A 25,856-nucleotide genomic window follows, 5' to 3' on the forward strand; every position below is an offset into this window, starting at 1 on the left:
GGGCACGGGGGCACCTTGAAAAGGCACCACGGGCCGTGCGGGTGGTCTCTGGGCGGAATCCCCGATCAGAGGATTCCTCGGGCGCCGGGCCCGCACGGGCGGTGACACGGGCGCCAGGCCCGGCCGCGGTGCGGGGATGCGGCAAACTAAACCGGCAAACGCGGGCGACGCCAGGGCCAGGCTCCCCGGTCGTTCTGACCCCTGGTTAGTTTGCGAGAAAGAAACATGCGTTGCAGTGTAGCAGGCCGCTCCCGCCGGGCCAACCGACCCCACCAATAACGAACGTTCGTGCGTTTTTCCCGATGCATTCGTCTCGGGGATCGTGCACCATCGCAGGCCACGGCCAGTGGTGTGGCCGGTTCGTCGAGGAGAGCAGTTCACCATGCGCTTGCACACCCGTCCGGCCGGCGCCCGCCGCCCGGCCCTTCCCCCCGTGTCCCGTCGGCTTGCGTGGGCCCTGGCCTTGGTGGCGTGCCCGGCCTGGGTCCAGGCCCAGGGCGCCCCCGGCGTGCCCCCAGCGGCCGCCACCGCAGCCGCCCCTCGGTCGACGGTGGACGTGCTGGGCACGAAGTTCGACAGCGAGATCACGCTGGCCGGCCAGCGCCTGCAACTCAACGGCGCGGGCGTGCGGTTCCGGGCGGTGTTTCGCGTCTACGCGGCGGGGCTGTACCTCACCCAGAAGGCACAAACGCCCCAGGCCGTGCTGACGGCGCCCGGCCCGAAGCGGCTGAACATCGTGATGCTGCGTGACATCGACGCCAACGAACTGGGCAAGCTCTTCACGCGAGGGATGGAAAAGAACGCCTCGCGCGAGGATTTCGTCAAATCCATCCCGGGCACGATCAAGATGGGCGAGATCTTCGCCATGAAGAAACGACTGGCCAGCGGTGAATCCTTCCAGGTGGACTGGATTCCGGGCCAGGGCACGACCATCCTGATCAATGGCAAGCCCGCAGCCGAGCCGATCAAGGAGCCGGAGTTCTACAGCTCGTTGATGAAGATCTGGCTGGGGCAGGAGCCGGCCGACGCCAACCTGAAGGACGCCCTGCTCGGCAAGATGCCGCCCGGCAACGAGACCGGCACCTAGGGCCAGCGGGCCAGCCAGCTCTCGAGCTGGTCGAGCCGGTCGAGGTGCGCCAGTGCCGGCACGGCGCGGACGTCCTCGCCGTGGTTGTAGCCATAGGTGACCAGCACCACCGGGCAACCTGCAGCGTGAGCCGCCTGGGCGTCGTTGCTCGAGTCCCCGATCATCAGCGTGCGCGACGGTTCGCTGCGCAGGGCCTCGCAGGTGCGCAGCAGGGGCAGCGGATCGGGCTTCTTGCGCTCGAAGGCGTCGCCGCCGAAAACCTGCTCGAAGTATCCGGCCAGGCCCTTGCGCACCAGCAGGGGCTGGGCGAAGGCCGTGGGCTTGTTCGTGAGACAGGCCAGCCGTAGGCCGCGCGCGCGCAACCAGGCCAGCCCCTGCATCACCCCCGGGAAGACCTGCGCCTGTTCGCCGTTGACGGCCAGGTAGTGCGCCTGGTAGCGGGCCCAGGCCGCCTCGTAGAGGGCGGGATCGGCTCCGACATGCGCCAGCGTGCTGCGCAGCAGATGCTCCGAGCCCTTGCCGACCGTGCGTTCGACGAAGCCACGGCCGACGCGGGGCAGGCCCAGGTCGTCCAGGCAACGGTTGAGGGCGACGACGAAGTCGCCCAGGGTGTCGACCATCGTGCCGTCGAGGTCGACGATGGCGGCGTGCAGTGGCAGCGAGGGAAACATCGGATCCATGGACTGCGGCAGTGGGTGCGCAGTATCGCCCGCAACGCTCAGGCTCTCTCCCATTAAGCTTGCGCCATTTTTGCTGAGAGTCGGAAAACATGGCCAACGCATCCACAGGCTGGCAGCGTCACGTCGCCCGTTGGCGGCGATCCCTGAGCAAGCCCTGGCGCCACAAGCTGGCGTCGGTGGCCCATGGCTTACGACGGCTGGCGGCCCCCGCCCTGATGCACTGGCGCTGGCAGAGCGGGCGCCGCCACCCGCCCCGCCCGCATGGCCTGAAGGGAGAGCTGGTTCTCAGCCTGACCTCGTTTCCCGGGCGCTTTGCGTTGCTGCACCTCACCCTGATGAGCCTGCTGCGTCAGACGGTGAGACCGGACCGCGTGGTGCTGTGGGTGGATGAGAAGTACGCCGACCTCGTGCCGGCCAAGGTGCGCTCACTCGAGGCGCACGGCCTGAGCATCCGGACCTGGCCGGACGACATCAAGAGCTACATGAAGATCGTCCCCACCCTGGCCTGCTGGCCCGAGGCCACCGTGGTGACGGCCGATGACGACATCCACTACTGGCCAACCTGGCTGGAGGAGCTGCTTGCCGCATCCGCGCATGCTCCGGACAGCGTGGTGTGCCACCGCGCTCACCGGGTCACGCACGATGAGACGGGGCGCATGCGTCCGTACCGGGAGTGGCGCTGGGGCGTGGACGGGCCGGCCCGGGGCAACGACCTGTTCTTCACGGGGGTGGGCGGCGTGCTCTATCCTGCCGGAGCGTTGACACGCTGCGCGGTGGAGGGCGACCGCTACAAGCAGCTCGCACCCCACGGCGACGACATCTGGCTGAACTGGATGACCCGCCTGCAGGGTTGGGGCGTGGCCACGACCGGACGGGGCCGCCGTCTGGTGGCCTGGTTGGGCGGCCAGCGCTCGGGGCTGTACCGCCACAACGTGCGTGGCCAAGGCAATGACGAGGCGCTGCAGCGCATGGCCGACGTCTATGGCGACGCGCTGTTCCGGCCATCGGCCGCATCGGCGCCCGATCAGGCCGACAGCCGCGCGCGCATCGCGTCGATGACCGCCTTGTAGTCGGGCTGGCCGAAGATCGCACTGCCGGCCACGAAGGTGTCGGCCCCGGCATCGGCCACCTGGCGGATGTTGTCGACCTTGATGCCGCCATCCACTTCCAAGCGGATGTCGCGCCCGCTGGCATCGATCAGCTTGCGCACCTGCTCGATCTTGCGCAGCGCCGACGGGATGAAGCTCTGCCCGCCAAAGCCGGGGTTGACGCTCATGATGAGCACGAGATCGACCTTGTCGAGCACCCATTCCAGCACGTCGATCGGTGAGGCCGGGTTGAACACCAGGCCGGCCCGGCAGCCTTCAGCCTTGATGAGCTGCAAGGTGCGGTCGACGTGGGCGCTGGCTTCGGGGTGGAAGCTGATCAGGTCGGCGCCGGCCCGGGCGAAGGCCTGGGCCAGCGCATCGACCGGCTGGACCATCAGGTGCACGTCGATCGGCACGGGCCGGCCGTCGGGTGTCTTCGCATGCGGCTTGAGCGCCTGGCAGACCATGGGGCCGACGGTCAGGTTGGGGACATAGTGGTTGTCCATCACGTCGAAGTGGATCCAGTCGGCGCCAGCGGCGATGACATGGCGCACTTCCTCGCCCAAGCGGGCAAAGTCGGCGGACAGGATGGATGGGGCGATGCGGTAGGTCATGGGGCACTCCAAGGCAGCCGGATTGTAGAAGTCCGGTCCGTGTCGGGGTGGGCGCGGGGTTGCTACCATCGGGCGCATGAGCGCCTATGAATTCAGCGTGGAGGTCCAGCCGCGCTACCTGCCGGATCAGTCCGACCCCGAGCAGGGGGTGTATGCCTTCGCGTACACGGTCACCATCCGCAACACGGGCCGCGTGGCGGCGCAACTGATCTCACGGCACTGGATCATCACCGACGCCAACGGCCGCGTCGAGGAGGTCAAGGGGCTGGGCGTGGTGGGCCACCAGCCCCTGCTCAAGCCGGGCGAGGGTTTCGAGTACACGAGCTGGACCCGCCTGGCCACGCCCCGCGGCACCATGGGCGGCAGCTATTTCTGCGTGGCCGAGGACGGCGAACGCTTCGAGGCGCCGATCCCGGCCTTCTCACTGGCCGCCCAGCGCCACAACCTGCACTGACCGCGCGCATGCCCGGCCTGTTCGATGCCCGGCCCGTCGCCGCGTGGGACCTGAATTCCCTGCTCGCCGCCCTGGACCCGCGCTCGCAGCGGGCCGAGCGCAACCTCTGGCTGGTGCGCCTGGCCGAGTGGTTGCGCCATGCCCGCGTGGCACCGAAGCCGTCCGACGACGGCGCCCAGCCGGGCCCGGTGGATGCTCCCCGGGCCACGCCCCGTCCGGTGCTCAAGCTGCGCCATCTGCTCAACCTGCTGGACCGCGAACCCGAATACCGGGCCAGGTTGGTGGAGCTGCTGGCTCGCACGCTCATGGACATGGACGCCACCTTGCTGCTGGCCGACTTCGGTTTTGCCTCACAGATGGCCTTCTTCAGCGAGCTGCTGGAGCGCATCCAGCGCAAGCTGCTGCCGGGCACGCCGGACACGGACGATCTGTCAGAGCTGTTCCAGTTGATGTTCTGCGACGCCGACGACGCCCGGTGGCTGCAGGCCATCGACGATGACACGCTGGAGCGGCTGGCCGCGCTGCTGCGCGAGGCCGTGGCCGCCAGCCGTCATCCCAGGGCCGCCGAGAGCTGGCGCACGGCGCTGCTGGATGCGACGGTCTTCTGCCTGACGCAGGCGCGCGCGCTGGCCTTCTCGGCCGACATCCGCAGCCGCCTGGGCGGGCCGGCCCGTGCTCTGGCGCCCTTCCATCAACTGCTGCGCGCCTTCCAGGCCGTGCGCCACGAACTGGAGGCTGCGCAGCGGCGCGAGGAGGCCTTGGGGCCGGCGCTGCGCTACTTCCACACCTTGCTCGACGCCTGCCGGCACGACGCCGCCACGGTGTACGACGCGCTGGAGGACACCGGCATCTCGGTGAACATCGTCTTTGCCGTGCAGCAGCTTCAAGCCCGGCTGGACCGCGCCGGTCAGTTGCTGGACTGCCTGCTCAGCGACACCCCGGCGCGCGCCGTGCGTGACCTCGTGGTGCAACTGGCCGAGACCGCCCGACGCCGGCGCAGCGTGCGTGCGCTGATGGCACGCAACTACTCGCTGCTGGCGCGCAAGATGGCCGAGCGCAACGCGGAAACGGGCGAGCACTACATCACCCGCGACCGCCGCGAGTACCTGCGGATGTTCTGGCGCGCGGCCGGCGGCGGCGCGGTCACAACGATCACCGTCTTCCTGAAGTTCCTGATCGGCCTGCTGGGCTTCTCGGGCTTCTTTGCGGGCTTTGCCGCCGGCCTGAACTACGCGGCCAGCTTCGTGGTCATCCAGCTCGCGCATTTCACGCTGGCCACCAAACAGCCGGCGATGACGGCGCCGGCGATGGCCCACAAGCTGGGCGACCTGGGCAACGATGCGGCGGTGGAGGACTTCGTCGACGAGGTGAGCCACCTCATCCGCACCCAGGTGGCCGGCATCCTTGGCAATGTGAGCGTGGTGCTGCCCTGCGCGCTGGTGGTGCAGTGGCTGTGGGGCCTGGTTTTCGGCGCGCCGCTGATCGGTGCGGACAAGGCGCAGTACGCGGTCGATTCGCTCAGCGCCCTGGGTTGGACCCCGGTCTATGCGGCCGGCACGGGGGTGCTGCTGTTCGCCTCCAGCCTGATCGCCGGCTGGGCCGAGAACTGGTTCGTACTGCACCGGCTGGGCAGTGCGCTGCGCTGGAACCCGGGCATCGTGGCCCGGCTGGGGGCGAACCGCGCGGCGCGCTGGTCGACCTGGCTGCAGGCCAACATCTCGGGCCTGGCGGGCAATGTCTCGCTGGGCATGATGCTGGGACTGGTGCCGGCAGTGGCCGGCTTCTTCGGCATCGGCTTCGATGTGCGCCACGTGACCCTGGCCAGCGGCCAGCTCGGCGTGGCGCTGGGCGCGATCGGCTGGGACCTGCTGTCCACCCCGGGGTTCTGGCTGGCGGTGGTGGGCATCGTGTTGACCGGCCTGCTCAACGTCACGGTCAGCTTCGTGCTGGCCTTCCGCCTGGCGCTGCGCGCGCGCAACATCCGCCTGAAGGACCGGGGCCGCATCCATGCCGCGGTGCGAGCGCGGCTGCGCCGGCGCCCCCTGAGCTTCCTGTGGCCTCCCCGTGAACCGGCCGCCGCCGCCACGGTCTGACCGCTAAGGTCAGCGGGGCGGGACCTCAGTGTCATCGGTGCGCTCGCCCTTGCGGCGGCCCGAGAACATCGTCCACCACACGATGAGGATCAACAACACCAGGGCGCCCAGCGCCTCCAGCACAATCAACCACATGTCCTTGTCCTGTCCTGTCAGGCCCGACGCTCGGGCGCACGGAGCCCGGCCGCTGCCCCCTCGGGGGGCGGGGCTTGCCCCCACGGCGTCGTGGCGCCTGGCCGCGGCCGCTGCCATTCTAGGGATGCTGGCGGCGTGCGGCACCGCGCCGCCCCGAAGCGTTCCCTCCGAGCCGCCGGCACCGGCCGCCCCCATCATCGAGCAGCCCAAGTCCCGCTGGGTTCCCGTGGGCTGGGACGCCCTGCCCGGCTGGGCCGATGACCAGATCGTGCTGGCCTGGCCCGCCCTGCTGCGCAGTTGCACCCGCCCCGCCACGGGCTGGGAGGCAGCCTGTGCCCGCGCCCAGGCCCTGAGTGACCCCAACGAGGCGGCCGTGCGGGCCTGGCTGCAGCGGCATCTGCAGCCCTACCGCGTGGAGCCGCTGGACGGCTCTTCCGCCGACGGGCTGCTGACGGCCTACTACGAACCCCTGATCGAGGCCCGCCGCCTGCCCGATGCCCGTTTCCGGGTGCCGCTGTACCGTGCACCGGCCGACCTGGCCCAGCGCCGCCCCTACTGGACGCGCGCGCAGCTCGAAACCCTGCCGGCGGCGAAGTCCGCGCTCAAGGGCCTGGAGATCGCCTACGTGGCCGACCCGCTGGATGCCCTGATCCTGCACATCCAGGGCTCGGGGCGGCTGCAGCTCACCGAGGCCGACGGCCGGCAGCGCCTGGTGCGCGTGGCCTTTGCCGGCCACAACGATCACCCGTACCGCTCGGTGGGGCGCTGGCTGGTGGAACAGGGCGTGTTCACGCTGGAGCAGGCGTCGTGGCCGGCCATCAAGGAGTGGGCGCGCACCAACCCGCGACGCGTGATGGAGATGCTGCACGCCAATCCGCGCTACGTCTTCTTCCGCGAAGAGCCCCTGCCCGATCCCAGCATCGGCCCGGTGGGCGCCCAGGGGGTACCGCTCACGCCGGGCCGCTCGATCGCGGTGGACCGCGGCTCCATTCCCTACGGCACGCCGGTGTGGATTGCCAGCACCGAGCCGCCGCCGCAGCCCGGCGGCGAGCCGCGCCCGCTGCAGCGGCTCATGGTGGCGCAGGACACGGGCGGCGCCATCGTGGGCGCTGTGCGGGGTGATTTCTTCTGGGGCTGGGGCGACGGCGCCGAGGGGCTGGCCGGACGGATGAAGCAGCCGCTCAAGATGTGGGTGCTGTGGCCACGCCGGGCGGCACCCTAGCCCCCGGGGCCGGCCCTGTCGGCGCGAGCGACCGCCCGGGCGTTGAAGGGGCAGGTGGGCCCGCGCCAGCAGCGGGGGCTTTACAAACGTTCACTCACACGATGCACGGCAGACGCACGACACTTGCACGATGCTGTCCATGATGGCCACTCCTGACTCCTGCCCGCGGACCTTGCTGCGGCGCGCCGGCCCGGTGTGGGCGGCCGTGCTGGCGGCGGCCCTGGCCGCCTGCGCCACGCCTCAGGCCGTGCCCGTGCATCGCCCGGCGCCGGTGGCAGTGAACCAGCCGCTTTACTTCTATCCCACCCGAGGTCAGGACGAACGCAGCCAGCACCGCGACCGCTACGAGTGTTACCGCTGGGCGTCCGAACAGACCCGCAGCGACCCGGGCATGACCCCGCTGCGCCACGTCGGCGCGCCGCCGCCCGCCGTGTACTACGACCCCCAGCCCGGACGTGACACCGCGCTGGGCGCGGCCGCGGGCGCCCTCGTCGGCGGGATGACGGCCTCGTCCCCGCGCCATGCCGGCGAGGCGGCCGCCGTGGGCCTGGTGCTGGGGGCGATCATCGGCGCCGTGTCCGACCAGGCGCGTGCCGAGGAAGCCCAGCGGCTCAACGCGCAGGCCGCCGCCATGCTTGCGCCGCCGGCCCCGGCCCCCCATGACGTCCGCCGCGCGATGGCCGCCTGCATGAGCGGCCGGGGCTATGCGGTGCGCTGACCCCTTCCACCCGGAGGCCACCATGCCGACCCTGCCCGCCCCCCTGCGCCGCCCCCTGCCCTGGCTGCTGGCCGCCTTGATGGCATCAGCCCCCGACGCCTGGGCCCAGGACGGCTGGCGGCCCAAGGACGGCCGCAGCCCCGAGCGCGAGCGGCAGCACCCCCTGGCCCGGGCGGTCGAGCAGCACCAGCCCCCCCACGCTCAGCGCGGCCGTGACGAACCGCCTCCGGGCCACTGGCGCCAGGCCGGCGGCGGCTGGCAGGGCGGCCCCCGGGTGGGCGAGCGTTACGGCGAAGGGCAACGCCCGCCCCGCGTGGGCGAGTCGCGCTTGTCGGGCGACGGGCCCGCGCAGGACCGCGGCGGCGAACGCCCGGCCCGTTTGCGCGACGGTGGGCGCGACGACGGCTGGCAGCCCCGGCCCGACCGGCACCGCGACGGGGATCGGGACCGGGACGACGGGCGCCGCTGGCACAGCGAGCACTCCTATCACTCGGGTGGCGCCGGCTGGCAGCCGCTGCCGCAAGGACGCCCGCCGCGCCCGGGCCACGTCGTCCACCACCTGCCCGCGGCGAGCCACCACACCGTCTACCTCGGCACGCCCTACTGGTTCTACCAGGGCGCCTGGTACAGCCGCAGCGGCAGCGCCTACGTGGTGGTGCGCCCGCCGGTGGGCCTGTACCTGAGCACCCTGCCGTACTACCACCGCGTGGTCTATTGGGGCCCCACGGTGTATTACGTGCTCGATGGCGTGTACTACGCCCCGGTGGCCTCGGGGGGGTACCAGGTGGTGGAGCCGCCGCAGGCCGCCGGCGAGCGCTTCGACCATCCCATCGCCTATCCTGCCCGCAACCAAAGCGCCCAGCAGCAGGCCGACGACCAGTTCCAGTGTCATGAGTGGGCGGTGTCGCTGAGCCACTTCGACCCCAGTCTGCTGGGCACCGGTCAGCCGATGAACGACAGCCCGACGCTGCGCGACAACTACCGACGCGCCTGGTCGGCCTGCATGGAAGGTCGCGGCTACACGGTGCGCTGAAGGCCCAGGCCCCGGCTCAGCGTCGGCCGCGCACCAGGTGGTTCAGCGGCAGCGCCCGGCTGGACTTCACCTCGCCCAGCGAGAAGCTGGTGTGCAGGTCCTTCACGTTGGGCAGGCGAAACAGCGTGTCCATCGCCCAGCGCGAGTAGGCCTCCAGGTCGGTGGCCATGACCTGCAGCTCGAAGGTGCCCGTGCCCGAGATGTAGTGGCACGAGATCACCTCGGGCAGGGCGCGGATCGCATCCTCCAGCGCCTGCGTGGCGCCTGCGTTGTTGCGCTCGGCATCCACACGCACGAAGGCCAGCACGCCCAGGCCGATCTTGTGCCGGTCGATTTCGGCCCGGTAGCCCTTGATGTAGCCCTGCTCCTCCAGCCACTTCACGCGCCGCCAGCACGGCGTGGGCGACAGGCCGATGCGCGCGGCCAGCTCGGCATTGCTCAGGCGCGCGTCTTGCTGCAGCTCGGCCAGGATGGCCACGTCGTAACGGTCCAGACCCTCGTGGGTCTCGGCCCGGCTTGGCGGCTCGGCAGCCGGAGACCCTCGGGTTTTCCCTGATTCTGGGTGTTTTGAGGGCACTTGTTTCTCGAAATTGACATCGAAGAGTCAATTATTCCTTGAAAGCCGGCTGAGCGGGCAAAGAAAGGAAAGACTTGTCGGCCGAGGCTTTCTACACTGTGAGGCATTCCCTGGGCCTGCGGGCGGGCCACAAGCGCGCTGGCGGGCCGGCCACCCCAGGACCACCACGAGGAGTCCCGCGATGAACGCCCCCCTGCCCGACGCCATCCGCAAGGCGCTCGAATCCGTCACCCTGGACGACAAATACACGCTCGAGCACGGCCGCGCCTTCATGAGCGGCATCCAGGCCCTGGTGCGCCTGCCGATGCTGCAACGCGAACGCGATGCCCGAGCCGGCCTGAACACCGCCGGCTTCATCAGCGGCTACCGCGGCTCGCCGCTGGGCGGCTACGACCAGGCCCTGTGGGCCGCCAAGAAGCACCTGGCCGCTCACCACATCGTCTTCCAGCCCGGCGTGAACGAGGAACTGGCGGCCACCGCGGTGTGGGGCACCCAGCAGCTCGACCTCTACCCCGAGCACAAGAGGTACGACGGCGTCTTCGGCATCTGGTACGGCAAGGGCCCGGGCGTGGACCGCTGCCTGGACGTGTTCAAGCACGCCAACATGGCCGGCACGGCCCGCCACGGCGGCGTGATCGCGATCGCCGGCGACGACCACATTGCCAAGAGCTCGACCGCCGCCCACCAGAGCGACCATGTGTTCAAGGCCGTGGGCTTCCCGGTGTTCTTCCCCACCAGCGTGCAGGAGATCCTCGATCTGGGGCTGCATGCCTTTGCGATGAGCCGCTTCGCCGGCGTGTGGTCCGGCATGAAGACGATCCAGGAGATCGTGGAGTCGGCCGCCAGCGTGGACATCGACCCCGATCGCGTGCGCATTGCACTGCCCGAGGACTTCGTCATGCCCGAGGGCGGTGTGCACATCCGCTGGCCCGATGCGCCGCTGGAGCAGGAGGCCCGGCTGATGAACTACAAGTGGTATGCCGCGCTGGCCTATGTCCGTGCCAACCGGCTCAACCACACCGTGATCGACTCCCCCCATGCCCGGCTGGGCCTGATCGCCTCGGGCAAGGCCTATAACGACACCCGTCAGGCGTTGCATGACCTGGGCCTGAGCGACGAGCTGTGCCGTGCCATCGGCATCCGGCTGCACAAGGTCACCGTGGTGTGGCCGCTGGAAGCCACCATCACGCGCGAGTTCGCCACGGGCCTGGACGAAATCCTCGTCATCGAGGAAAAGCGCCAGGTCATCGAGTACCAGCTCAAGGAAGAGCTCTACAACTGGCGCGAGGACGTGCGCCCCAACGTGCTGGGCAAGTTCAACGAGCCCGAGGGCGATCACTCCGGCGGCGAATGGTCGATGCCCAACCCGGCTTCGAACTGGCTGCTGCGCGCCCAGGCCGACCTGAACCCCGCACTGATCGCCAAGGCCATCGCGCAGCGCCTGGACAAGACTGGCCTGATGCAGCGTCTGAGTGCCGACCAGCAGGCCCATGTGCGCGCGCGCATCGCGCTCATCGAAGCCAAGGAACGCAGCGAGCAGACCCTGGTGGCCGCCACCGACCGGCTGCCGTGGTTCTGCAGCGGCTGCCCGCACAACACCAGCACGCGCGTGCCCGAGGGCTCGCGCGCGGTGGCCGGCATCGGCTGCCACTACATGACGGTGTGGATGGACCGCAGCACCTCCACCTTCACGCAAATGGGCGGTGAGGGCGTGCCCTGGGTGGGGCAGGCCCCCTTCACGAAGGAGCGGCACATCTTCGCCAACCTGGGCGACGGGACCTACTTCCACAGCGGCCTGCTGGCGATCCGCCAGAGCATCGCCGCCGGCGTGAACATCACCTACAAGATCCTCTACAACGACGCGGTGGCCATGACCGGCGGCCAGCGCGTGGGTGAACGCCCCGAGGGTCACTCGGTGATGCAGATCATGCAAAGCCTCGTGGCCGAAGGCGTGGCCAAGCTCGTGATCGTCACCGACGAGCCCGAGAAGTACCGCGGCGCACCACTGCTGCCGGGCGTGACGGTGCACCACCGCGATGAGCTCGACCGCCTCCAGCGCGAGTTCCGCGAGATCCCGGGCTGCACGGCCATCATCTACGACCAGACCTGCGCCACCGAAAAGCGCCGCCGCCGCAAGCGCGGCACGATGGCCGAGCCGGCCCGGCGCGTGGTGATCAACGAGCTGGTGTGCGAAGGCTGCGGTGACTGCTCCGAGCAGAGCAACTGCCTGAGCGTGGAGCCGGTGGACACCGAGTTCGGCCGCAAGCGCCGCATCAACCAGAGCACCTGCAACAAGGACTTCTCCTGCGTGAAAGGCTTTTGCCCGAGCTTCGTGACCGTCGAGGGCGGTCAGCTGCGATCGGCCCGCAAGGACTCGATGCGGCCCGATCCGTCGCGCCTGAGCGCCCTGCCCGAGCCGACGCTGCCGCCGGCCGAGACGGCCTACGGGATCATCGTGGCCGGCGTGGGCGGCACCGGCGTCATCACGATCGGCCAGTTGCTGGGCATGGCCGCCCATCTGGAGGGCAAGGGCGTGGTCACGCAAGACGCCGCGGGCCTGGCCCAGAAGGGTGGCAGCACCTGGAGCCACATCCAGATCGCCAACCGGCCCGAGGCCATCCTGACCACCAAGGTGGGCACGGCCGAGGCCGACCTCGTCATCGGCTGCGACCCCATCGTGACGGCCACCAAGACCACGCTGGCGGCCATGCGCGAGGGCCGCACCCGCGTGGCGCTGAACGTGCACGGCACACCCACTGCGGCCTTCGTGCACGACCCGAACTGGCAATTCCCCGCCGGCACCTGCGACACCGCCATCGCCCAGGCCGTGGGCGAGGCCCACGTGGGCCGGCTGGACGCCGAACAGCTCGCCGTGCGGCTGCTGGGCGACTCGATCTACACCAACCCGATGATGCTGGGCTATGCCTGGCAGAAGGGCTGGATCCCGCTGACGCATGCCGCGCTGATGCGCGCCATCGAGCTCAACGGCGTGCAGATCGAGAACAACAAGGCCGCCTTCGAATGGGGCCGCCATGCCGCGCACGACCTGGCTGCGGTGATGGCCCTGGCCCAGCCCGCCGGCCAGGTGGTGCAGTTCATCCGCAAAAGCGCCACCAGCCTGGATGAGATCGTGCAGCGGCGGGTGGACTTCCTCACCGGCTACCAGAACACAGCCTATGCCAAGCAGTACCAGGCCTTCGTCGAGCGGGTGCGCACGGCCGAAGCCCGGCTGGGCAGCACCAAGCTGACCGAGGCCGTGGCCCGCTACCTCTTCAAGCTGATGGCCTACAAGGACGAGTACGAGGTCGCCCGCCTGCACAGCGACAAGACCTTCCTCGCGCGGATCGCCCAGCAGTTCGAGGGCGAGTACCGCCTGCGCTACCACCTCGCCCCGCCCTTGCTGGCCAAGCGCAACGAGCGCGGCGAACTGGTCAAGCAGCCGTTTGGCCCCTGGATGCTCAAGGCCTTCGGCCTGCTGGCGCGCCTCAAGGGCCTGCGCGGCACGCCCTTCGACCCCTTCGGCCGCACCGAAGAGCGCAAGATGGAGCGCGCGCTGATCGGCCGCTACAAGGACACGGTCGAAGAGCTGCTGGCCGGACTGAACGCGGGCAACCTGGCGCTGGCCGTCGAGATCGCGCGCCTGCCCGAGCAGATCCGCGGCTACGGCCATGTGAAAGAACGCCACCTGCAGACGGTGCTGCCCCGGTGGGATGCGCTGATGACCCAGTGGCGTGGCGGCGGCGCCGTCTCCAAGGCCGCCTGAAGCCTCGGCCCGGCGGGGCGGACAGCCCCCGCCGGCCGCTCGCCAGCCTCGTCACGATTCGTTGCAGTTGTCCGACGAGCGGCCTCCCGGACGCCTGCCCCAGCGATGTCGGAGGCAGGCCCTTGCGGCATCATTCACATCTTCAATTTCAAGGACGATGTGACGATGAACGCAGGACGGATCTCGCGGCGTCAGGCCTTGCGGCTGGGCACGGCGGCGTTGGTGGTGGGTGCAGGCAGCGGCTTGGCGGGCTGCGGCGGTGGTCAGGAGGGCCAGGACGCTCCTCAACTGCGCTTCGTGAACGCCACGGTGGACTACTCGCCCGCCGACTTCTGGGTCGATGGCTTGCGGGGCCCGACGAATGTCTCGTCCGGCGGTGGCTTCACGGGCTATGGCTTCGTTCGGGAAGGGTCCCGCCCGGTCGGGGTGGGGCCGTCCGGGGGCGCGGCGACGGTCACCGTCCAACGCAGCTTTGCGACAGGCAGCTTCACCACGGCTTTGGCCTTGATGGGCTCGGGCGGCAACGAGGAGCTGCGCTTCCTGGACGAAAATCACAGCGCCGCCCCTGCCGGCAGCGTGCGGCTGCGCGTGCTCAATGCCACCAGCGCCAGCGGCTATGACGTGTATGTACAGTCCGGCGCGCCTTCTTCCAGCGACACGCCCCTCGTGGCGCAAGGCTACAACAGCCTGAGCGACTTCACCGATCTGCCTTCCGGGTGGCGGCGCGTATACATCACCAATCGCAACAGCCTGTCGGTGATCTTCCGCTCCCAGGAGTTCAATTTCCCCGGCCGCACCGTGGGCAGTCTGGTGATCGTCCCTGTCGGCGCAAGCTTGGCCGTGGTGGCGCTGCAAGAGCAAGGGGTGGCTGCCCGACTCATCCACCACGCCTGAGCGCGCGCTGTGGCGCCCCCCCGGCCCCAGGGGTCGTCTGTGCCGCCGGCCCGCCCTACACTGGCCGGGCATGTCCACCGACACCCTGGGTTGTCCCTCCATTGCGGCGGCGCGGGCTCTGGCGCCACAGCAGCGTGTGCCGTTTTTCATCTACCGTGAGCCGGTGGGCTCGGTGGCTCGCTCGCTGCTGCCGGTGCTGGCCACTTGCGCGCCCTGGCTGAAGGTGGGGGAAGGGGCCGTGCAGATGGACGAGCGGCTCTACAGCGTGGAGCAACGCTCACTGGCCCTGGCGCGCACCAATGCCGTGTTGCGCGCGCATGGCTTGGTGCCGGGCTGGCGCGACGAGTCCTACGGTGTGAGCGTGTCGGCCGACGAGCCGCCGCTGGCGCGCATCGAGCGCGCCGCGGCGCGCGTGTGGGGCACCCTCACCTTTGCAGCCCATCTCAACGGTTACGTGCGCGCTCCCGGGGGCGCGATCACCCATTTGTGGATCGCCCGTCGAGCCTGGAACAAGCCCACCGATCCGGGTAAGCTCGACAATCTCGTCGCCGGCGGCGTGTCCTATGGACAGACTCCCTTCCGGGCGCTGCTGCGCGAGTGCTGGGAGGAATCGGGCCTGCCCGAAGCCACCGCGCGGCGCGCCACGCCCGGGCGCATCGTGCACCTGCTGCGCGATGTGCCCGAGGGGGTGCAAAACGAACAGATCTACGTCTACGACCTGGAACTGCCCCGGGGCCTGAGGCCGCACAACATGGACGGCGAGGTGGCCGAGCACCGCCTGCTGCCGGTGGACGAGGTGGTGGACCTGCTCGGCACCGAGGCAATGAGCACGGACGCGGCCCTGGTCACGCTCGAATTCCTTTTGCGTCGCCGCCTGCTGCCCCGCGCCTTGCATGAGGCGTGGAATGCCGCGGCCCGCCCCTTGTGGCAGACCCCACCCTACGCGTGGGCGTGAGACCCGCAGGCACGCGCGGATCAGAATTCGAACAGCGTCAGCCCCACACCGAGGCTGGTCTGACGCACGTTGTAGTCCAGCAGCGTCTCGCCATAGCCGTGGAACAGCTGCACATACCAGCGCAGGCCCCGTGGGTTCGAGGGGTCCACCGGATAGGTCCAGTCCAGTTGCAGCGCGCCGCGGTCGATCTCGCGCAGGTTGCTGCGGTACAGCAGCGAGGCCGTGGCCCGGCCGGGCACCCAGGCCAGGACCAGGTCGGCGCGGCCACGGTAGCGCGTGAGATCGGGGTTGTCGTCGTCGTCCGACGATTCGGGCAGGCGGCGCAGCACGCGCGCCAGTACGCTGACCTCGCCCCGCTCGAACCCGGCACCGAGATAGACGCGGTTCCACGAGCGCGACAGCGGTTCGGCCTGCCCGTTGGACTGGTGCGACAAGCCGAGCTGCGCCATGCGCCACTGCCAGCCCACGGGCAGGCGGCGCAGCGGCCCGGGCACCGGCGCCACGTAGATCAGCTCGGGCTCGTAATCGGTGCTGCGGAAGGGGGCCGACTCGCGCGGGTTCCACACCTGCCACAGCGACTGCTGCGTGTAGCCGAACCACAGATCGCCCTCGGGCAGCAGCAGGCCTTCGAACAGCTTGGTGCGGATCGACAGTTGCAGCTTTGCGCCCAGGTGCTTGTAGTCCGGCAGGTTGCCGGGGCTGTCGCGCGTGGGGCTGGAGGGGTTCTGGTTGACGCGGCTGGTGTGGTGCACCGGCAGCAGGAAGTTGGGACGATAGGTCTGGAAGCGGAAGGTGCCGCGTTTGTCGGCGCGCTCGAGCTCCCAGTAGCGCGACCACAGGCCGGCGCCCGTCGCGGCGGACCGGGGCTCACCGTCCGCCGCCGCCCCGGGGGCAGGCAAGCCTGGGGATGACGCAGCCACCGGCGCCACCGCAGGCCCGGCCGGCCCCGGGGGCGCCAGGCGTCCGGCCAGGCGGTCATAGCAGGCCAGGCGCTCCCGGTCATCGGCCAGCGCGGCACAGGCCGCCAACCCTGAGGGTGAGGTCTCGGGCGAGACCAATGGGGTGTCGGCGGCCGCGCCCGCAGCTCCCAGCAGGGCTGCCGCAGCCAGGCCGCCGCGCCACGTCGCAGACTTCATGCGTTCCATGGGCGGTGATTGTCGCGCTGCGCGAGGGCCGTGCCCGCCCAGCGGACACGATTCGTTTCAAAGCCTTCGAACGTTGCCGTGAAGCGAGGTGAACCTCCGGCCCGCGGCGCTCTCTATGCTTCACGGCTGTTGCCCGCCGCCTTGCACCACCCCCACCCGATCACTCATGCCTGCCGCCCCGGACCGCTATACCGCCACCGCCATCACCTTGCACTGGCTGCTGGCCCTGGGCCTGCTGGGCATGCTGGCCCTGGGCCTGTACATGACCGGCCTGCCGATGTCGCCGTCGCGGCTCAAGCTGTACAACTGGCACAAGTGGGCCGGCATCGTCATCCTGACCCTGTCGGCGCTGCGCCTGCTGTGGCGCCTGACGCACCGGCCGCCGGCCCTGCCGCAGCAGGTGCTGCGCCACATGCCGGCCTGGCAGCGCGTGGCGCACCACGGCACACACCTGGCGCTGTACCTGCTGTTCTTCGCGGTGCCGCTGATGGGCTGGGCTTACAGCTCGGCAGCGGGCTTCCCCGTCGTGCTCTTCGGCGTGCTGCCCCTGCCCGATTTCGTGCCGGCCGACCGCGCCCTGGCCGAGACGCTCAAGCCCTGGCACGGCGCCCTGGCCTACACACTGGCCGCCCTGATCGTGCTGCACGTGCTGGGTGCGCTGAAGCACCAGCTCATCGATCGCGACGGCTTGCTGTCGCGCATGTGGTTCGGCCGTTGACCCCCTCTCCCCAAGGACCTCCATGCTCAAGACCCTGATCTGGCCGCTGATGGCCGCCACGCTGCTGATGGCCTCCCCCGCCTGGGCCCAGCAGAAGCTCGTGCCGGCGCAAAGCGAGATCGTCTTCACCAGCCGCCAGCTCGGCGTGCCGGTCGAAGGCCGCTTCAAGCGCTTCGAGGCCCAGGTGGCCTTCGACCCGAAAAAGCCCGAGGCCGGGCGCATCGACTTCACCGTCGATCTCGCCAGCGCCAGCCTGGGGGTGGCCGAGGTCGAGGCCGAACTGGTCAAACCGGACTGGTTCCACACCGCCCGCTTCCCGCAGGCCCGCTTCGTCTCGCGCAGCATCAAGGCACTGGGCGGCGGGCGCTTCGAGGTGACCGGCCAGCTCAACCTCAAGGGGACAGCCCGCGACCTCGTGGTGCCCGTCGCCCTGAACCAGGCCGGCGGCACGACCACGGCCACCGGCCAGTTCACGCTGCAGCGCCTGGCCTTCAAGATCGGTGACGGCGAATGGGCCGACACCTCGATGGTGGCCAACGACGTGCAGGTGCGCTTCAAGCTCGCTCTGACCGGCGTGCCACCGCTGTGACCCACCGCGCCCCCGGCCTTTTCACCACATCAACCCCAAGGAGAACCCATGCACAAGACCCTGCTGGCCAGCACCCTCGCCTCGGCCCTCCTGGCTTCGGCCTTCGCCGCCCAGGCCGCCACCTACGCCATCGACCCGAACCACACCTTCGTGACTTTCGAGATCGACCACCTGGGCGTGAGCACGAACCGCGGCCGCTTCGACAAGAAGGAAGGCACCGTGCAGTTTGACCGCGCCGCCAAGACCGGCAAGGTAGAGCTGACCATCGACATGAGCTCGATCAACACCGGCACGGCGCAGTTCAACCGCCACCTGCAGAGCAAGGATTTCTTCAACACCGCCGAGTTCCCCACCGCGAAGTTCGTCGCCGACAAGTTCAGCTTCGACGGTGACAAGGTCTCCGAGGTGGCAGGCACGCTCACGATGCTGGGCAAGACCCAGCCGGTGGTGCTCAAGGCCAAGCGCTTCAACTGCACGCAGCACCCGATGCTCAAGCGCGAAGTGTGCGGCGGCGACTTCGAGACCACCGTCCAGCGCAGCCAGTGGGGCATGGACTGGGGCCTGAACATGGGCTTTCAGGACCAAGTCCGCCTGGTGATCCAGGTCGAAGCCATCCAGCAGTGACCCGGCGCCTGCGTCAGCCGCAGGCCCCGCACGCCCCGCCCGTGTGCGGGCAAGGGGTGGTGGTCGTCGTCAGGGCTGCCCGCGCCATTGCTGATGGCGCATCAGGCGATGACGCAGCCGCTCGGCCGCGCGCTGCGCCTGGCGGCCCGGCTCGGCCAGCAAGGCGTCGGTCGTGCGCCAGAAGTCGGCCAGCGCCTCCAGGCGCAGCCGTTGCGCCTCGGCATGGGCTCGATCGTGGGCGAACGCCAGGCGCTCGGGGGTCCAGAGGGGGTCGTTCATCACAGGCTCCAGGAACGGAAGGCTCACCGTGAAACAACTCTAGGTGGGTAAGCGGCGGCGCGAAACGCCACATCCGGCGATTCGGTATTGCGAAACCTGCAAAACCAGCGCAGCATCCGGCCATGGACCTGCATCTGGACGACGTGGCCCTGTTCGTGCGCATCGCCGCGCTGGGCACGCTGTCGGCCGCTGCGCGCGAGCGCAACGTGTCGGTCAGCCAAGTCACGCGCGCACTGGCGCGGCTGGAAGCCGCCTGCGCCGCGCGGCTGATGCACCGCAACACGCACGGCCTGAGCCTCACCGACGAAGGCGACGCCTTCCTCGCCCAGGCGCGGCGCCTGCTCGACATCCAGGCCGAACTGCAGGCCGAGCTCGGCGGCAAGCTCGGCCGCCCCAGCGGCTGGGTGCGTGTGAGCGTGAGCGCCGTGCTGGCCCAGGACGTCATCGCTCCCTCCTTGCCCAGCCTGTACGACCGCCACCCCGAGCTGCGCGTGGACATCGCCGCCGACGACCGCATCATCGACATGGCCCGCGAAGGCATCGACGTGGCCATCCGCACCGGCACGCCGCACAGCGAGGCCGTGGTGGCGCGGCAGATCGGCCAGCTCACCCGCAGCCTGTATGCCGCGCCGGCCTACCTGGCCCGCTTCGGCATGCCCAGCCACCCTGACGAGCTAAGACAACACCGTCTGGTCACCTACAGCACGCCGGCGGCCCTGAACGAATGGGTCTGGCGCGAGGGCCGCAGCGAACGCCATTTCATGGCGCGAGGCCACACCCGCGTGGACAACACCGCAGCCATGGTGGCCCTGGTGGAAGCCGGGGCCGGCATTTCCCGTCTCACCGACTTGGTGGCCGCGGCCCGGGTGGCGCAGGGACGGCTGGTGCCGGTGCTGCCCGGCGTGTTCTCCAGCGAACCCGTGCCGATGTACGCGGTGATGCTGCGCGAACGCCACCGCCTGCCCAAGGTGCGCGCCTGCATCGACCACTGGGCCGACTGGATGACCCGGCAGGCCGCCACCGCCCCCTGAGGTAGGCTTACGGGTCCGCCAGACCCTGACGCATTGCCATGCACCCTGTCTGCCTTCCGCGCCGCCGCCTGCTGGGCCTGGTCGGCCTGGGCCTGCTGCCGTCCGTGCAGGCCCAGACGCCGCCCACCCTGGCCGCCGCCTCGGACCTGAAGTTCGCCCTCGAGGCGGTGGCCGCCCGCTTCGAGCGCGACACCGGCCACAAGTTGCGCCTGGTGTTCGGCTCCTCGGGCAACCTCCATGCCCAGATCCTGCAGGGGGCGCCTTTCCAGATGTTCATGTCGGCCGACGAGGACTTCGTCTTCAAGCTGGCCGAGGCCGGCAAAACACGTGATCGCGGGCGGCTGTATGCCCTGGGCCGCATCGGCATCCTGGTGCCGCACGGCTCGCCGCTGAAGGCCGACGGCCAGTTGCAGGACCTGGCCGCCGCGCTGAGGGACGGGCGTCTGAAGCGCTTGGCCATCGCCAACCCCGAGCATGCCCCCTACGGCGCCCGCGCGAAGGAGGCGCTGGAGCACGCCGGGCTGTGGACGGCCCTGCAGCCGCATCTGGTCTACGGCGAGAACGTCTCGCAGGCCGCGCAGTTCGCCACCTCGGGCTCGGCCCAGGGGGGCATCGTCGCGCAGTCGCTCGCGCTGGCCCCGCCGGTGGCCCGGCTCGGACGGTTCGACCTCATTGCGCAGGACTGGCACCTGCCACTGCGCCAGCGCATGGTGCTGATGAAGGACGCCCCACCGGCCCTGCAGGCCTTCTACGACGCCCTGGCCGAACCGGCGGCGCAGGCGATCATGACGCGCTACGGCTTCCAGATGCCTCGCGAATGATGGACTGGCAGGCCCTCGTCCTCTCGCTGGAGCTGGCGGCCGCCACGCTGGCCGTGCTGCTGCCGCTGGGGCTGTGGCTGGGCCGCTGGCTGGCCCGCACCCGGGTGGCCGGCAAGGCCTGGATCGAAGCGGCGGTGGTGCTGCCCCTGGTGCTGCCGCCCACGGTGCTGGGCTACTACCTGCTGGTGTCACTGGGCGGCGCCTCGCCGCTGGGGCGCCTCCTGTCCGAACACTTCGACATCCGCCTGACCTTCAACTTCGCCGGCCTGCTGGTCGCCTCGGTGGTCTTCAACATCCCCTTCATGGTCCAGCCGGTGCAGCGCGCCTTCGAGGCCATCCCGCGCAACCTGGCCGAAGCCGCTGCGGTGAGCGGGCTGTCGGGCTGGCAGACCTTCTGGCGCGTCGAGCTGCCGCTGGCCTGGCCGGGCGTGCTCTCGGCGATGGTGCTGACCTTCGTGCACACCCTGGGCGAGTTCGGCGTGGTGCTGATGGTCGGCGGCAGCATCCCCGGCGAGACCAAGACCATCGCGATCTCCATCTACGACCGCGTGCAGGCCTTCGACCTGCAGGGCGCCGACCAGATGGCCCTGGTGCTGCTGCTCTTCTCGCTGGGGGCGGTGGCCGCCTCCTTCTTCGCGTCGGCGCGGCTGGTGGTGAAGCGGTGAGCCAGGACCTCTTCGTCGATGTCGCGCAGGTGCATCCCATGCCGCTGCAGGGCCGCTTCGGCTGCGCCGCCGGCGAACTCACCGCGCTGGTGGGTCCCTCGGGCGCCGGCAAGACCTCGATGCTGCGAGTACTGGCGGGCCTGATGCGCCCGACCCATGGGCGCGTGCAGGTGGGCGAGGAAGTCTGGTGCGACACCACGGCTGGCGTGTTCCGCCCCGCCCAGGCCCGCCACGTGGGCCTGGTGTTCCAGCACTACGCACTCATGCCGCACCTGGATGCCGTGGACAACGTGGCCCTGTCGCTGCTGCACCTGCCGCGCGCGCAGCGGCGTGCATCGGCGCAGCAATGGCTGGCTCACGTACGGCTCGAAGCCGAGCACCATCACCGCCGCCCGGCCGCCCTGTCAGGCGGCCAGCAACAGCGCGTGGCCATCGCCCGCGCCCTGGCGCGCGAGCCGAAACTGCTGTTGCTGGACGAACCCTTCTCAGCGGTGGACCAGATGAACCGCCAGGGCCTGTACACCCTGCTGGCCGACCTGCGGCGTGAGCTGTCCATCCCCATCGTGCTGGTCACCCACGACCTGCAGGAAGCCCGGCTGCTGGCCGACCAGCTGGTGGTGCTGGACGCCGGCCGGGTGCTGCAGCAAGGCAGCCCGGCGGCCATCCATCGCGCCCCGCGCAACGCGCGCGTGGCCGACCTGGTGGGCCTGCAGAACCGTTTCGAAGGCGAGTGGCTGGGCCCGGCCGATGCCTCCGGGTGGGGCTGGCTGCGCTGGCGCGCGCCCGGCGCGCCCGCCGGCCAGGGCCCCCGCCTGCGCGTGCGAGACAAGGGCAAGATCACCGCCGGCCAGGCCGTGCACTGGGTGATCAGCAGCGAAGGCCTGCACCTGCTCGACCCTCACGCCGCCGGCCCCGACGCCTGGCGAGCCTGCGTGCGCGAGGCGCGCCACCTCGGCGAGATCAGCCTCGTGGTGTGCGAGCTGGCCGACCTGCCCGGCGTGGAACTGAAGCTCAGCGTGGCCGGCCCACGGCGTGTGGGGCTGGCGCCCGGCGCCGTGCTGGGCATCCGGCTCGACCCGGAGCTGGTGCATGTGATGCCCGTCCGCTCCGCCTCCAGCTAGAAGCCTAGGAGGTGCTACCAGCGGCCCCCAGGCCTCGCAGGTCGTCCAGCACCGGCATCATCGCCATCGCCACCAACACAGCTGCAAACGGCAGTGCGGCGCCGAAGCCCATCGATTGGAACGCAACGGCGCCAGCCACCCCACCGCCCAGAAAGGCCGACAGCACGCTCGCATGGGTCTTCAATCGGTCTCGATCGGCCCGCACGAAGTATTGGGCGTTTGCATGAGTCGAACGGTTCCAATACATCATGCGTCCAAGTTCGATACCTATGTCCGTGATGATGCCGGTGACATGTGTCGTTCGAATTTCGGCCTTCGAAATCTTGGTGATGACTGCGTTTTGCAAACCCATCACGAAGCACAACAGCAAGACCGTGGCCGGCACAGCCCAGCCAGACATAACCGCAAGTCTGGCCCCGATCATTCCAAACACCATCAAGAGCGCGGCCTCTAACAGCAGCGGCAAGGCATACTCGCTATGCATTCTGCGACGCCGGGCCCAGTGAATCAGCACGGCGCTCGCCGCCGCTCCCGAGATGAAAACGAGCACAGACACCACACCGCTGATGGCCAACGCGAACTGCCCCAGCACGATGTCGTCCGCAATGGCAGACACGATACCGGTCATGTGCGAGGTATACCGGTTGACCGCCAAAAACCCGCCAGCGTTAATGCCTCCGGCTACGAAGGCCAAAATCAATCCCAGTTGACGGTTGGCGCGCTGCGTACGCTCACGGCCAATCAATCGTCTGAGAATCTGGGGCGGCATATCGACATTCTCCGAAAACACCTTTGCCTGCGTCGGTTCCTTCAATCTCCTCACCCCTGTAGCGGCGCATACGGTCACACACAGCCATGCGCTCCACGGGATGTGGCTCACGAAATGCGCTCCTCGCAGCGTTTGCGTCACCCCGGCCATGGCCCCGGCGATCACTACGGCCGCGACCCAGGCCATAGCCTTGCGACGATCATAAGGCCACCACATCCAGGCACCCGGCAAAAAAGCGAAAGCAGAGGTGGCGTGCCCGAAGGGAAAACAATGTCCGGGCCCACCATCGCCGGCACCAGGCCACCACAAGGTCCAGTGCGACAAGTAGTTCGCACGCCCCCCGAACAGTGCCAAATCCCATGGACAGCTTGCCAAGCTCAAACGCTTGATCGCCGGCACCGCCAGCATCAGCATCACCGCCAAGGCCCAAGCCCGCCAACGCTCGCGGCGAGGCAGAGTGCGCTCATCGAGCGCAGAACGAAACGCCCACACCGCCCACAGCACGAGGCCCAAGGCCGCCAACCAACGCCCTGCATCGTGCAGCCCGCGCAGCAGGGGATGCTCGCGCCAGACGAGACCTTGCGCGCTGGCAAGCTGTCGGGCCACCCAAAGATCGCCGCCGAGCCCCTCCCAGACCAGAATCAAGCTGGCCGTTGCGGCGCACACGGCCCCGTCCCTGCGCATCCTCATGAGGCTTGGAGCAGCCCTGGCGGACCACTGGGTCGACGGCAAGTCGAGGTCAGATCCCAAGCCGGGTCATACAACGCCGTGTGCACTTGGGTCAGTGCCAACACGGTGTGGAAGACATGGTCATGCTGGGCCGGTTGATGCGCCCGCTTGGACATGCAGTCCTTGTCCAAGCCGAGCGAGCGGCCATACCCTTCGGACCACCACAGCACCATGGGCACCTGGGTTTGCTGCGTGGGGGCAATCGCATACGGCAGGCCGTGCAGGTACAGGCCCGCCTCGCCCAAGGACTCGCCGTGATCGGAGACGTACAGCATCGCAGTATCGACGCGCGCGGCCCCAGCGGCCAAGGTATCGATCAAACGGCTGAGCACATGGTCGGTGTACAGCACGGCATTGTCGTAGGCGTTGACGATGGCTTGCTTCGAACAACGGTGCAACTCATCGTCCAGGCATTCAGGCTGGAACTGCGCAAATGCGCGGGGATAGCGCCGAAAGTACGAGGGCCCGTGATTGCCCAGCATGTGCAACACCAGCACCTGCTGCCCTTGTACCCGCTGCAAACGTTCGGTCAGATCGGCAATCAAACCCTCGTCCCAGCAACGCGGGCCCTCGCACGTGCCTGGCGCGTTCAGCTCGGCCACTGTCACGCTTGGCAGCCCCTCGCACACCCCTTTGCAGCCGCTTTGGTTATCGATCCACTGCACCGCCACGCCGGCACGGGCCAGCACGTGCAGCAGCGACTCGCTGCGCCGGATGCGATCCTCGTCATAATCGCGCCGGCCCACCGGCGCGAACAGGCATGGCACCGAGACCTCGGTGTTGGTGCCGCAACTGGTGACTTGCGCGAAGTTGACCACCGCCCGCTGCGACAAGCCGGGGGTGGTGTCTCGGCCATAGCCGCTCAAGCCCCAATTGGCCGATCGCACGGTTTCGCCCACCACGATCACGAGCAGTCGGGGTCGTTCGAAGGGCAAGGCCACGGCGTCCAACCCCAGAGGCTGCCGCCGACCGGCCACTTGGCGCGTATCACCGGACCACACGCGGGCGCTCGACCACAGCGCTGCGGCCGGCGTCACGAGGTAGCGCAGCTCCTTGTGATTGCGCATCAAGGACGCCAGGGGCTGAAAGCTCAGCATCACGGCCAACGCCAACGCCAGCGCCGCCGCCAGCATGCTGAGCAAATGCCCGCGCAAGGTCCGCCCCCAGCTTTGCGCAGGCAGCGGCCACGACACCACCGCCAGCAGGGGCACACCCGCATGGCTCAACACATGCCAAACCAAATCCGGGCCGATCAACTCCACCGCTTCGGCCGTGTCCGTGTGCAGCACATTGCGCATCATCGAGGGGTCCAGATACACCCCGTAGCGATCGCTGAAATAGCTCGACAGTGCGGCCACCACCGTCAATACGGCCGCCGCCGGCTTGAGCCAAGGTCCCACGGCCAGAGCACCGAGCAACAGCACATGCACACAAACGATGCCCACGGCAAGCGACACCTGCCACCCCCAGGCAGAGGCATCGCTCCATTGCTGCGCCAACACAAACAAGCGGCGATGGTCCATGACCAACCACCACGCGCTCAAACACCAGATCAAGGCCTCGGGTCCATGACAGGCTCGTGGCCAACGGGCCTGCAGCCATGTTTGCCAACGTTTCCAGACCAGCATGCCCTGAGTGCAACACCCCTATCTGAAGCCAAACTGAAGACCCTGGATCCACCCGTGCGCTGGTGTGTTAGCGTGTGCACCGCAGTCATCATTCGATGGTGCCGTCCATGCGCGTACTCTTGATCGAAGACGACCCCCTCGTGGGTGGCGGCTTGCACGACTTTCTATGTGCCCTGGGCCATGACGTCAGCTGGGTGACCCGTATCGACCAGGCCGAGTTGAACGCCTCGGAACCGTACGACGCCTGGCTGATCGACTGGAACCTGCCCGATGGTTCCGGGCTGGACTGGCTGCGGCGCCGTCGCCGACAAGGCCACACCACCCCGGCCCTGGTGCTCACCGCGCGTGACCGACTGCACGAACGCATCGAGGGCTTGGACAGCGGCGCCGACGACTACCTGGTCAAGCCCTTCGACCCCGAAGA

26 protein-coding genes are annotated in these 25,856 nt (G+C 69.3%); 18 read left to right on the forward strand and 8 right to left on the reverse strand.

The window, feature by feature from the left end:
• The first annotated feature begins 382 nt into the window (after positions 1-382).
• On the forward strand, positions 383-1,087 hold the full coding sequence (locus ACK42S_RS01210) for a chalcone isomerase family protein (protein ID WP_409702415.1): 705 nt from the start codon (positions 383-385) through the stop codon (positions 1,085-1,087).
• On the opposite strand, the gene gph is transcribed toward ACK42S_RS01210, so the two are convergent.
• A complete protein-coding gene (gene gph / locus ACK42S_RS01215; RefSeq protein WP_409702416.1) occupies positions 1,084-1,767 on the reverse strand; it encodes a phosphoglycolate phosphatase in 684 nt (227 codons plus the stop codon). The two genes, ACK42S_RS01210 and gph, sit on opposite strands and share 4 nt — an antisense overlap.
• Positions 1,768-1,856: 89 nt before the next feature.
• Here gph and ACK42S_RS01220 point away from each other — a divergent pair, with 89 nt between their 5' ends.
• On the forward strand, positions 1,857-2,837 hold the full coding sequence (locus tag ACK42S_RS01220) for a hypothetical protein (protein ID WP_409702418.1): 981 nt from the start codon (positions 1,857-1,859) through the stop codon (positions 2,835-2,837).
• Here ACK42S_RS01220 and rpe read toward each other — a convergent pair.
• Positions 2,792-3,469 carry a ribulose-phosphate 3-epimerase gene (rpe, locus tag ACK42S_RS01225; RefSeq protein ID WP_409702420.1) on the reverse strand — a complete coding sequence of 226 codons (678 nt, stop codon included), beginning with the start codon at positions 3,467-3,469 and terminating at the stop codon, positions 2,792-2,794. The genes ACK42S_RS01220 and rpe overlap by 46 nt on opposite strands.
• A 76-nt stretch (positions 3,470-3,545) precedes the next feature.
• Between rpe and apaG the strand changes: the two genes are divergently transcribed.
• A complete protein-coding gene (gene apaG / locus ACK42S_RS01230) occupies positions 3,546-3,923 on the forward strand; it encodes a Co2+/Mg2+ efflux protein ApaG (RefSeq protein WP_409702422.1) in 378 nt (125 codons plus the stop codon).
• Between the two features lie 8 nt (positions 3,924-3,931).
• A complete protein-coding gene (locus ACK42S_RS01235) occupies positions 3,932-6,016 on the forward strand; it encodes a site-specific recombinase (protein ID WP_409702424.1) in 2,085 nt (694 codons plus the stop codon).
• A 9-nt stretch (positions 6,017-6,025) separates the two neighbouring features.
• Here ACK42S_RS01235 and ACK42S_RS01240 read toward each other — a convergent pair whose 3' ends face one another.
• Positions 6,026-6,151 carry a hypothetical protein gene (locus ACK42S_RS01240; RefSeq protein ID WP_409702426.1) on the reverse strand — a complete coding sequence of 42 codons (126 nt, stop codon included), beginning with the start codon at positions 6,149-6,151 and terminating at the stop codon, positions 6,026-6,028.
• A 124-nt stretch (positions 6,152-6,275) separates the two neighbouring features.
• Between ACK42S_RS01240 and ACK42S_RS01245 the strand changes: the two genes are divergently transcribed.
• The 3 genes from ACK42S_RS01245 to ACK42S_RS01255 all read left to right on the forward strand — a co-directional run bounded on the left by ACK42S_RS01245 (position 6,276) and on the right by ACK42S_RS01255 (position 9,124).
• Positions 6,276-7,373 carry a murein transglycosylase A gene (locus ACK42S_RS01245; RefSeq protein ID WP_409702428.1) on the forward strand — a complete coding sequence of 366 codons (1,098 nt, stop codon included), beginning with the start codon at positions 6,276-6,278 and terminating at the stop codon, positions 7,371-7,373.
• Between the two features lie 139 nt (positions 7,374-7,512).
• Positions 7,513-8,091 carry a hypothetical protein gene (locus tag ACK42S_RS01250; RefSeq protein WP_409702430.1) on the forward strand — a complete coding sequence of 193 codons (579 nt, stop codon included), beginning with the start codon at positions 7,513-7,515 and terminating at the stop codon, positions 8,089-8,091.
• Positions 8,092-8,113: 22 nt separating this feature from the next.
• Positions 8,114-9,124 (forward strand): DUF6515 family protein, encoded by a 1,011-nt coding sequence (locus tag ACK42S_RS01255; protein WP_409702432.1) that lies wholly within the window; start codon positions 8,114-8,116, stop codon positions 9,122-9,124.
• A gap of 16 nt (positions 9,125-9,140) precedes the next feature.
• Here ACK42S_RS01255 and ACK42S_RS01260 read toward each other — a convergent pair whose 3' ends face one another.
• Positions 9,141-9,701, reverse strand: coding sequence for an Lrp/AsnC family transcriptional regulator (locus ACK42S_RS01260; protein ID WP_409702434.1), 561 nt, complete (start codon positions 9,699-9,701; stop codon positions 9,141-9,143).
• A gap of 181 nt (positions 9,702-9,882) precedes the next feature.
• On the opposite strand from ACK42S_RS01260, the gene ACK42S_RS01265 reads away from it, so the two are divergent.
• The 3 genes from ACK42S_RS01265 to ACK42S_RS01275 all read left to right on the forward strand — a co-directional run bounded on the left by ACK42S_RS01265 (position 9,883) and on the right by ACK42S_RS01275 (position 15,313).
• Positions 9,883-13,464 (forward strand): indolepyruvate ferredoxin oxidoreductase family protein, encoded by a 3,582-nt coding sequence (locus ACK42S_RS01265; RefSeq protein ID WP_409702436.1) that lies wholly within the window; start codon positions 9,883-9,885, stop codon positions 13,462-13,464.
• 165 nt (positions 13,465-13,629) lie between these two features.
• Positions 13,630-14,358: a DUF4397 domain-containing protein gene (locus ACK42S_RS01270; RefSeq protein WP_409702438.1), complete on the forward strand. Its 729-nt coding sequence runs from the start codon at positions 13,630-13,632 to the stop codon at positions 14,356-14,358.
• A gap of 70 nt (positions 14,359-14,428) precedes the next feature.
• Complete coding sequence (locus tag ACK42S_RS01275) at positions 14,429-15,313, forward strand: DUF4743 domain-containing protein (protein WP_409702440.1); 885 nt, start codon at positions 14,429-14,431, stop codon at positions 15,311-15,313.
• A gap of 20 nt (positions 15,314-15,333) precedes the next feature.
• Here the strand turns inward: ACK42S_RS01275 and ACK42S_RS01280 are convergent, their stop codons facing one another.
• Positions 15,334-16,449, reverse strand: a complete 1,116-nt coding sequence (locus ACK42S_RS01280; protein WP_409702442.1) for a phospholipase A — start codon at positions 16,447-16,449, stop codon at positions 15,334-15,336.
• Between the two features lie 175 nt (positions 16,450-16,624).
• Here ACK42S_RS01280 and ACK42S_RS01285 point away from each other — a divergent pair, with 175 nt between their 5' ends.
• From ACK42S_RS01285 to ACK42S_RS01295, 3 genes are read left to right on the forward strand one after another with little or no spacing between them, the layout of a single operon-like run.
• Positions 16,625-17,176: a cytochrome b gene (locus ACK42S_RS01285; RefSeq protein ID WP_409702444.1), complete on the forward strand. Its 552-nt coding sequence runs from the start codon at positions 16,625-16,627 to the stop codon at positions 17,174-17,176.
• Between the two features lie 22 nt (positions 17,177-17,198).
• Entirely contained in the window at positions 17,199-17,765 is a 567-nt protein-coding gene (locus ACK42S_RS01290) for a YceI family protein (RefSeq protein WP_409702446.1), read from the forward strand.
• A gap of 48 nt (positions 17,766-17,813) precedes the next feature.
• Positions 17,814-18,389 carry a YceI family protein gene (locus ACK42S_RS01295; RefSeq protein WP_409702448.1) on the forward strand — a complete coding sequence of 192 codons (576 nt, stop codon included), beginning with the start codon at positions 17,814-17,816 and terminating at the stop codon, positions 18,387-18,389.
• A 69-nt stretch (positions 18,390-18,458) separates the two neighbouring features.
• On the opposite strand, the gene ACK42S_RS01300 is transcribed toward ACK42S_RS01295, so the two are convergent.
• Complete coding sequence (locus ACK42S_RS01300) at positions 18,459-18,668, reverse strand: hypothetical protein (RefSeq protein WP_409702450.1); 210 nt, start codon at positions 18,666-18,668, stop codon at positions 18,459-18,461.
• 122 nt (positions 18,669-18,790) lie between these two features.
• Between ACK42S_RS01300 and ACK42S_RS01305 the strand changes: the two genes are divergently transcribed.
• From ACK42S_RS01305 to ACK42S_RS01320, 4 genes are read left to right on the forward strand one after another with little or no spacing between them, the layout of a single operon-like run.
• Positions 18,791-19,699, forward strand: coding sequence for a LysR family transcriptional regulator (locus ACK42S_RS01305; RefSeq protein WP_409702452.1), 909 nt, complete (start codon positions 18,791-18,793; stop codon positions 19,697-19,699).
• Positions 19,700-19,737: 38 nt separating this feature from the next.
• Positions 19,738-20,520: a molybdate ABC transporter substrate-binding protein gene (gene modA / locus ACK42S_RS01310; RefSeq protein WP_409702454.1), complete on the forward strand. Its 783-nt coding sequence runs from the start codon at positions 19,738-19,740 to the stop codon at positions 20,518-20,520.
• On the forward strand, positions 20,520-21,185 hold the full coding sequence (gene modB, locus ACK42S_RS01315; RefSeq protein WP_409702456.1) for a molybdate ABC transporter permease subunit: 666 nt from the start codon (positions 20,520-20,522) through the stop codon (positions 21,183-21,185). Before modA ends, modB begins: the two co-directional genes overlap by 1 nt.
• A complete protein-coding gene (locus tag ACK42S_RS01320) occupies positions 21,182-22,306 on the forward strand; it encodes an ABC transporter ATP-binding protein (protein WP_409702458.1) in 1,125 nt (374 codons plus the stop codon). Before modB ends, ACK42S_RS01320 begins: the two co-directional genes overlap by 4 nt.
• Before the next feature lie 4 nt (positions 22,307-22,310).
• On the opposite strand, the gene ACK42S_RS01325 is transcribed toward ACK42S_RS01320, so the two are convergent.
• A complete protein-coding gene (locus tag ACK42S_RS01325; protein WP_409702460.1) occupies positions 22,311-23,720 on the reverse strand; it encodes a DUF1275 family protein in 1,410 nt (469 codons plus the stop codon).
• Between the two features lie 41 nt (positions 23,721-23,761).
• Positions 23,762-25,360 (reverse strand): phosphoethanolamine transferase, encoded by a 1,599-nt coding sequence (locus tag ACK42S_RS01330; protein WP_409702462.1) that lies wholly within the window; start codon positions 25,358-25,360, stop codon positions 23,762-23,764.
• A 179-nt stretch (positions 25,361-25,539) separates the two neighbouring features.
• On the opposite strand from ACK42S_RS01330, the gene ACK42S_RS01335 reads away from it, so the two are divergent.
• The coding region (locus ACK42S_RS01335) for a response regulator (protein ID WP_409702464.1) at positions 25,540-25,856 on the forward strand (317 nt) is incomplete at its 3' end.

It is taken from the genome of Caldimonas sp., assembly GCF_046289365.1.
Lineage (GTDB): Bacteria > Pseudomonadota > Gammaproteobacteria > Burkholderiales > Burkholderiaceae_C > Caldimonas.

What these genes read in the sequence shown, in the direction of transcription:
- rpe (WP_409702420.1), bottom strand. Translation starts at nt 3,469, where the DNA reads ATGACCTACCGCATCGCCCCATCCATCCTGTCCGCCGACTTTGCCCGC.
- ACK42S_RS01275 (WP_409702440.1), top strand. Translation starts at nt 14,429, where the DNA reads ATGTCCACCGACACCCTGGGTTGTCCCTCCATTGCGGCGGCGCGGGCT.
- modB (WP_409702456.1), top strand. Translation starts at nt 20,520, where the DNA reads ATGGACTGGCAGGCCCTCGTCCTCTCGCTGGAGCTGGCGGCCGCCACG.
- ACK42S_RS01265 (WP_409702436.1), top strand. Translation starts at nt 9,883, where the DNA reads ATGAACGCCCCCCTGCCCGACGCCATCCGCAAGGCGCTCGAATCCGTC.
- gph (WP_409702416.1), bottom strand. Translation starts at nt 1,767, where the DNA reads ATGGATCCGATGTTTCCCTCGCTGCCACTGCACGCCGCCATCGTCGAC.
- ACK42S_RS01280 (WP_409702442.1), bottom strand. Translation starts at nt 16,449, where the DNA reads ATGAAGTCTGCGACGTGGCGCGGCGGCCTGGCTGCGGCAGCCCTGCTG.
- ACK42S_RS01290 (WP_409702446.1), top strand. Translation starts at nt 17,199, where the DNA reads ATGCTCAAGACCCTGATCTGGCCGCTGATGGCCGCCACGCTGCTGATG.
- ACK42S_RS01245 (WP_409702428.1), top strand. Translation starts at nt 6,276, where the DNA reads ATGCTGGCGGCGTGCGGCACCGCGCCGCCCCGAAGCGTTCCCTCCGAG.
- ACK42S_RS01285 (WP_409702444.1), top strand. Translation starts at nt 16,625, where the DNA reads ATGCCTGCCGCCCCGGACCGCTATACCGCCACCGCCATCACCTTGCAC.
- ACK42S_RS01210 (WP_409702415.1), top strand. Translation starts at nt 383, where the DNA reads ATGCGCTTGCACACCCGTCCGGCCGGCGCCCGCCGCCCGGCCCTTCCC.
- ACK42S_RS01295 (WP_409702448.1), top strand. Translation starts at nt 17,814, where the DNA reads ATGCACAAGACCCTGCTGGCCAGCACCCTCGCCTCGGCCCTCCTGGCT.
- ACK42S_RS01270 (WP_409702438.1), top strand. Translation starts at nt 13,630, where the DNA reads ATGAACGCAGGACGGATCTCGCGGCGTCAGGCCTTGCGGCTGGGCACG.
- ACK42S_RS01220 (WP_409702418.1), top strand. Translation starts at nt 1,857, where the DNA reads ATGGCCAACGCATCCACAGGCTGGCAGCGTCACGTCGCCCGTTGGCGG.
- modA (WP_409702454.1), top strand. Translation starts at nt 19,738, where the DNA reads ATGCACCCTGTCTGCCTTCCGCGCCGCCGCCTGCTGGGCCTGGTCGGC.
- ACK42S_RS01250 (WP_409702430.1), top strand. Translation starts at nt 7,513, where the DNA reads ATGATGGCCACTCCTGACTCCTGCCCGCGGACCTTGCTGCGGCGCGCC.
- ACK42S_RS01240 (WP_409702426.1), bottom strand. Translation starts at nt 6,151, where the DNA reads ATGTGGTTGATTGTGCTGGAGGCGCTGGGCGCCCTGGTGTTGTTGATC.
- ACK42S_RS01255 (WP_409702432.1), top strand. Translation starts at nt 8,114, where the DNA reads ATGCCGACCCTGCCCGCCCCCCTGCGCCGCCCCCTGCCCTGGCTGCTG.
- ACK42S_RS01300 (WP_409702450.1), bottom strand. Translation starts at nt 18,668, where the DNA reads ATGAACGACCCCCTCTGGACCCCCGAGCGCCTGGCGTTCGCCCACGAT.
- ACK42S_RS01305 (WP_409702452.1), top strand. Translation starts at nt 18,791, where the DNA reads ATGGACCTGCATCTGGACGACGTGGCCCTGTTCGTGCGCATCGCCGCG.
- ACK42S_RS01235 (WP_409702424.1), top strand. Translation starts at nt 3,932, where the DNA reads ATGCCCGGCCTGTTCGATGCCCGGCCCGTCGCCGCGTGGGACCTGAAT.
- apaG (WP_409702422.1), top strand. Translation starts at nt 3,546, where the DNA reads ATGAGCGCCTATGAATTCAGCGTGGAGGTCCAGCCGCGCTACCTGCCG.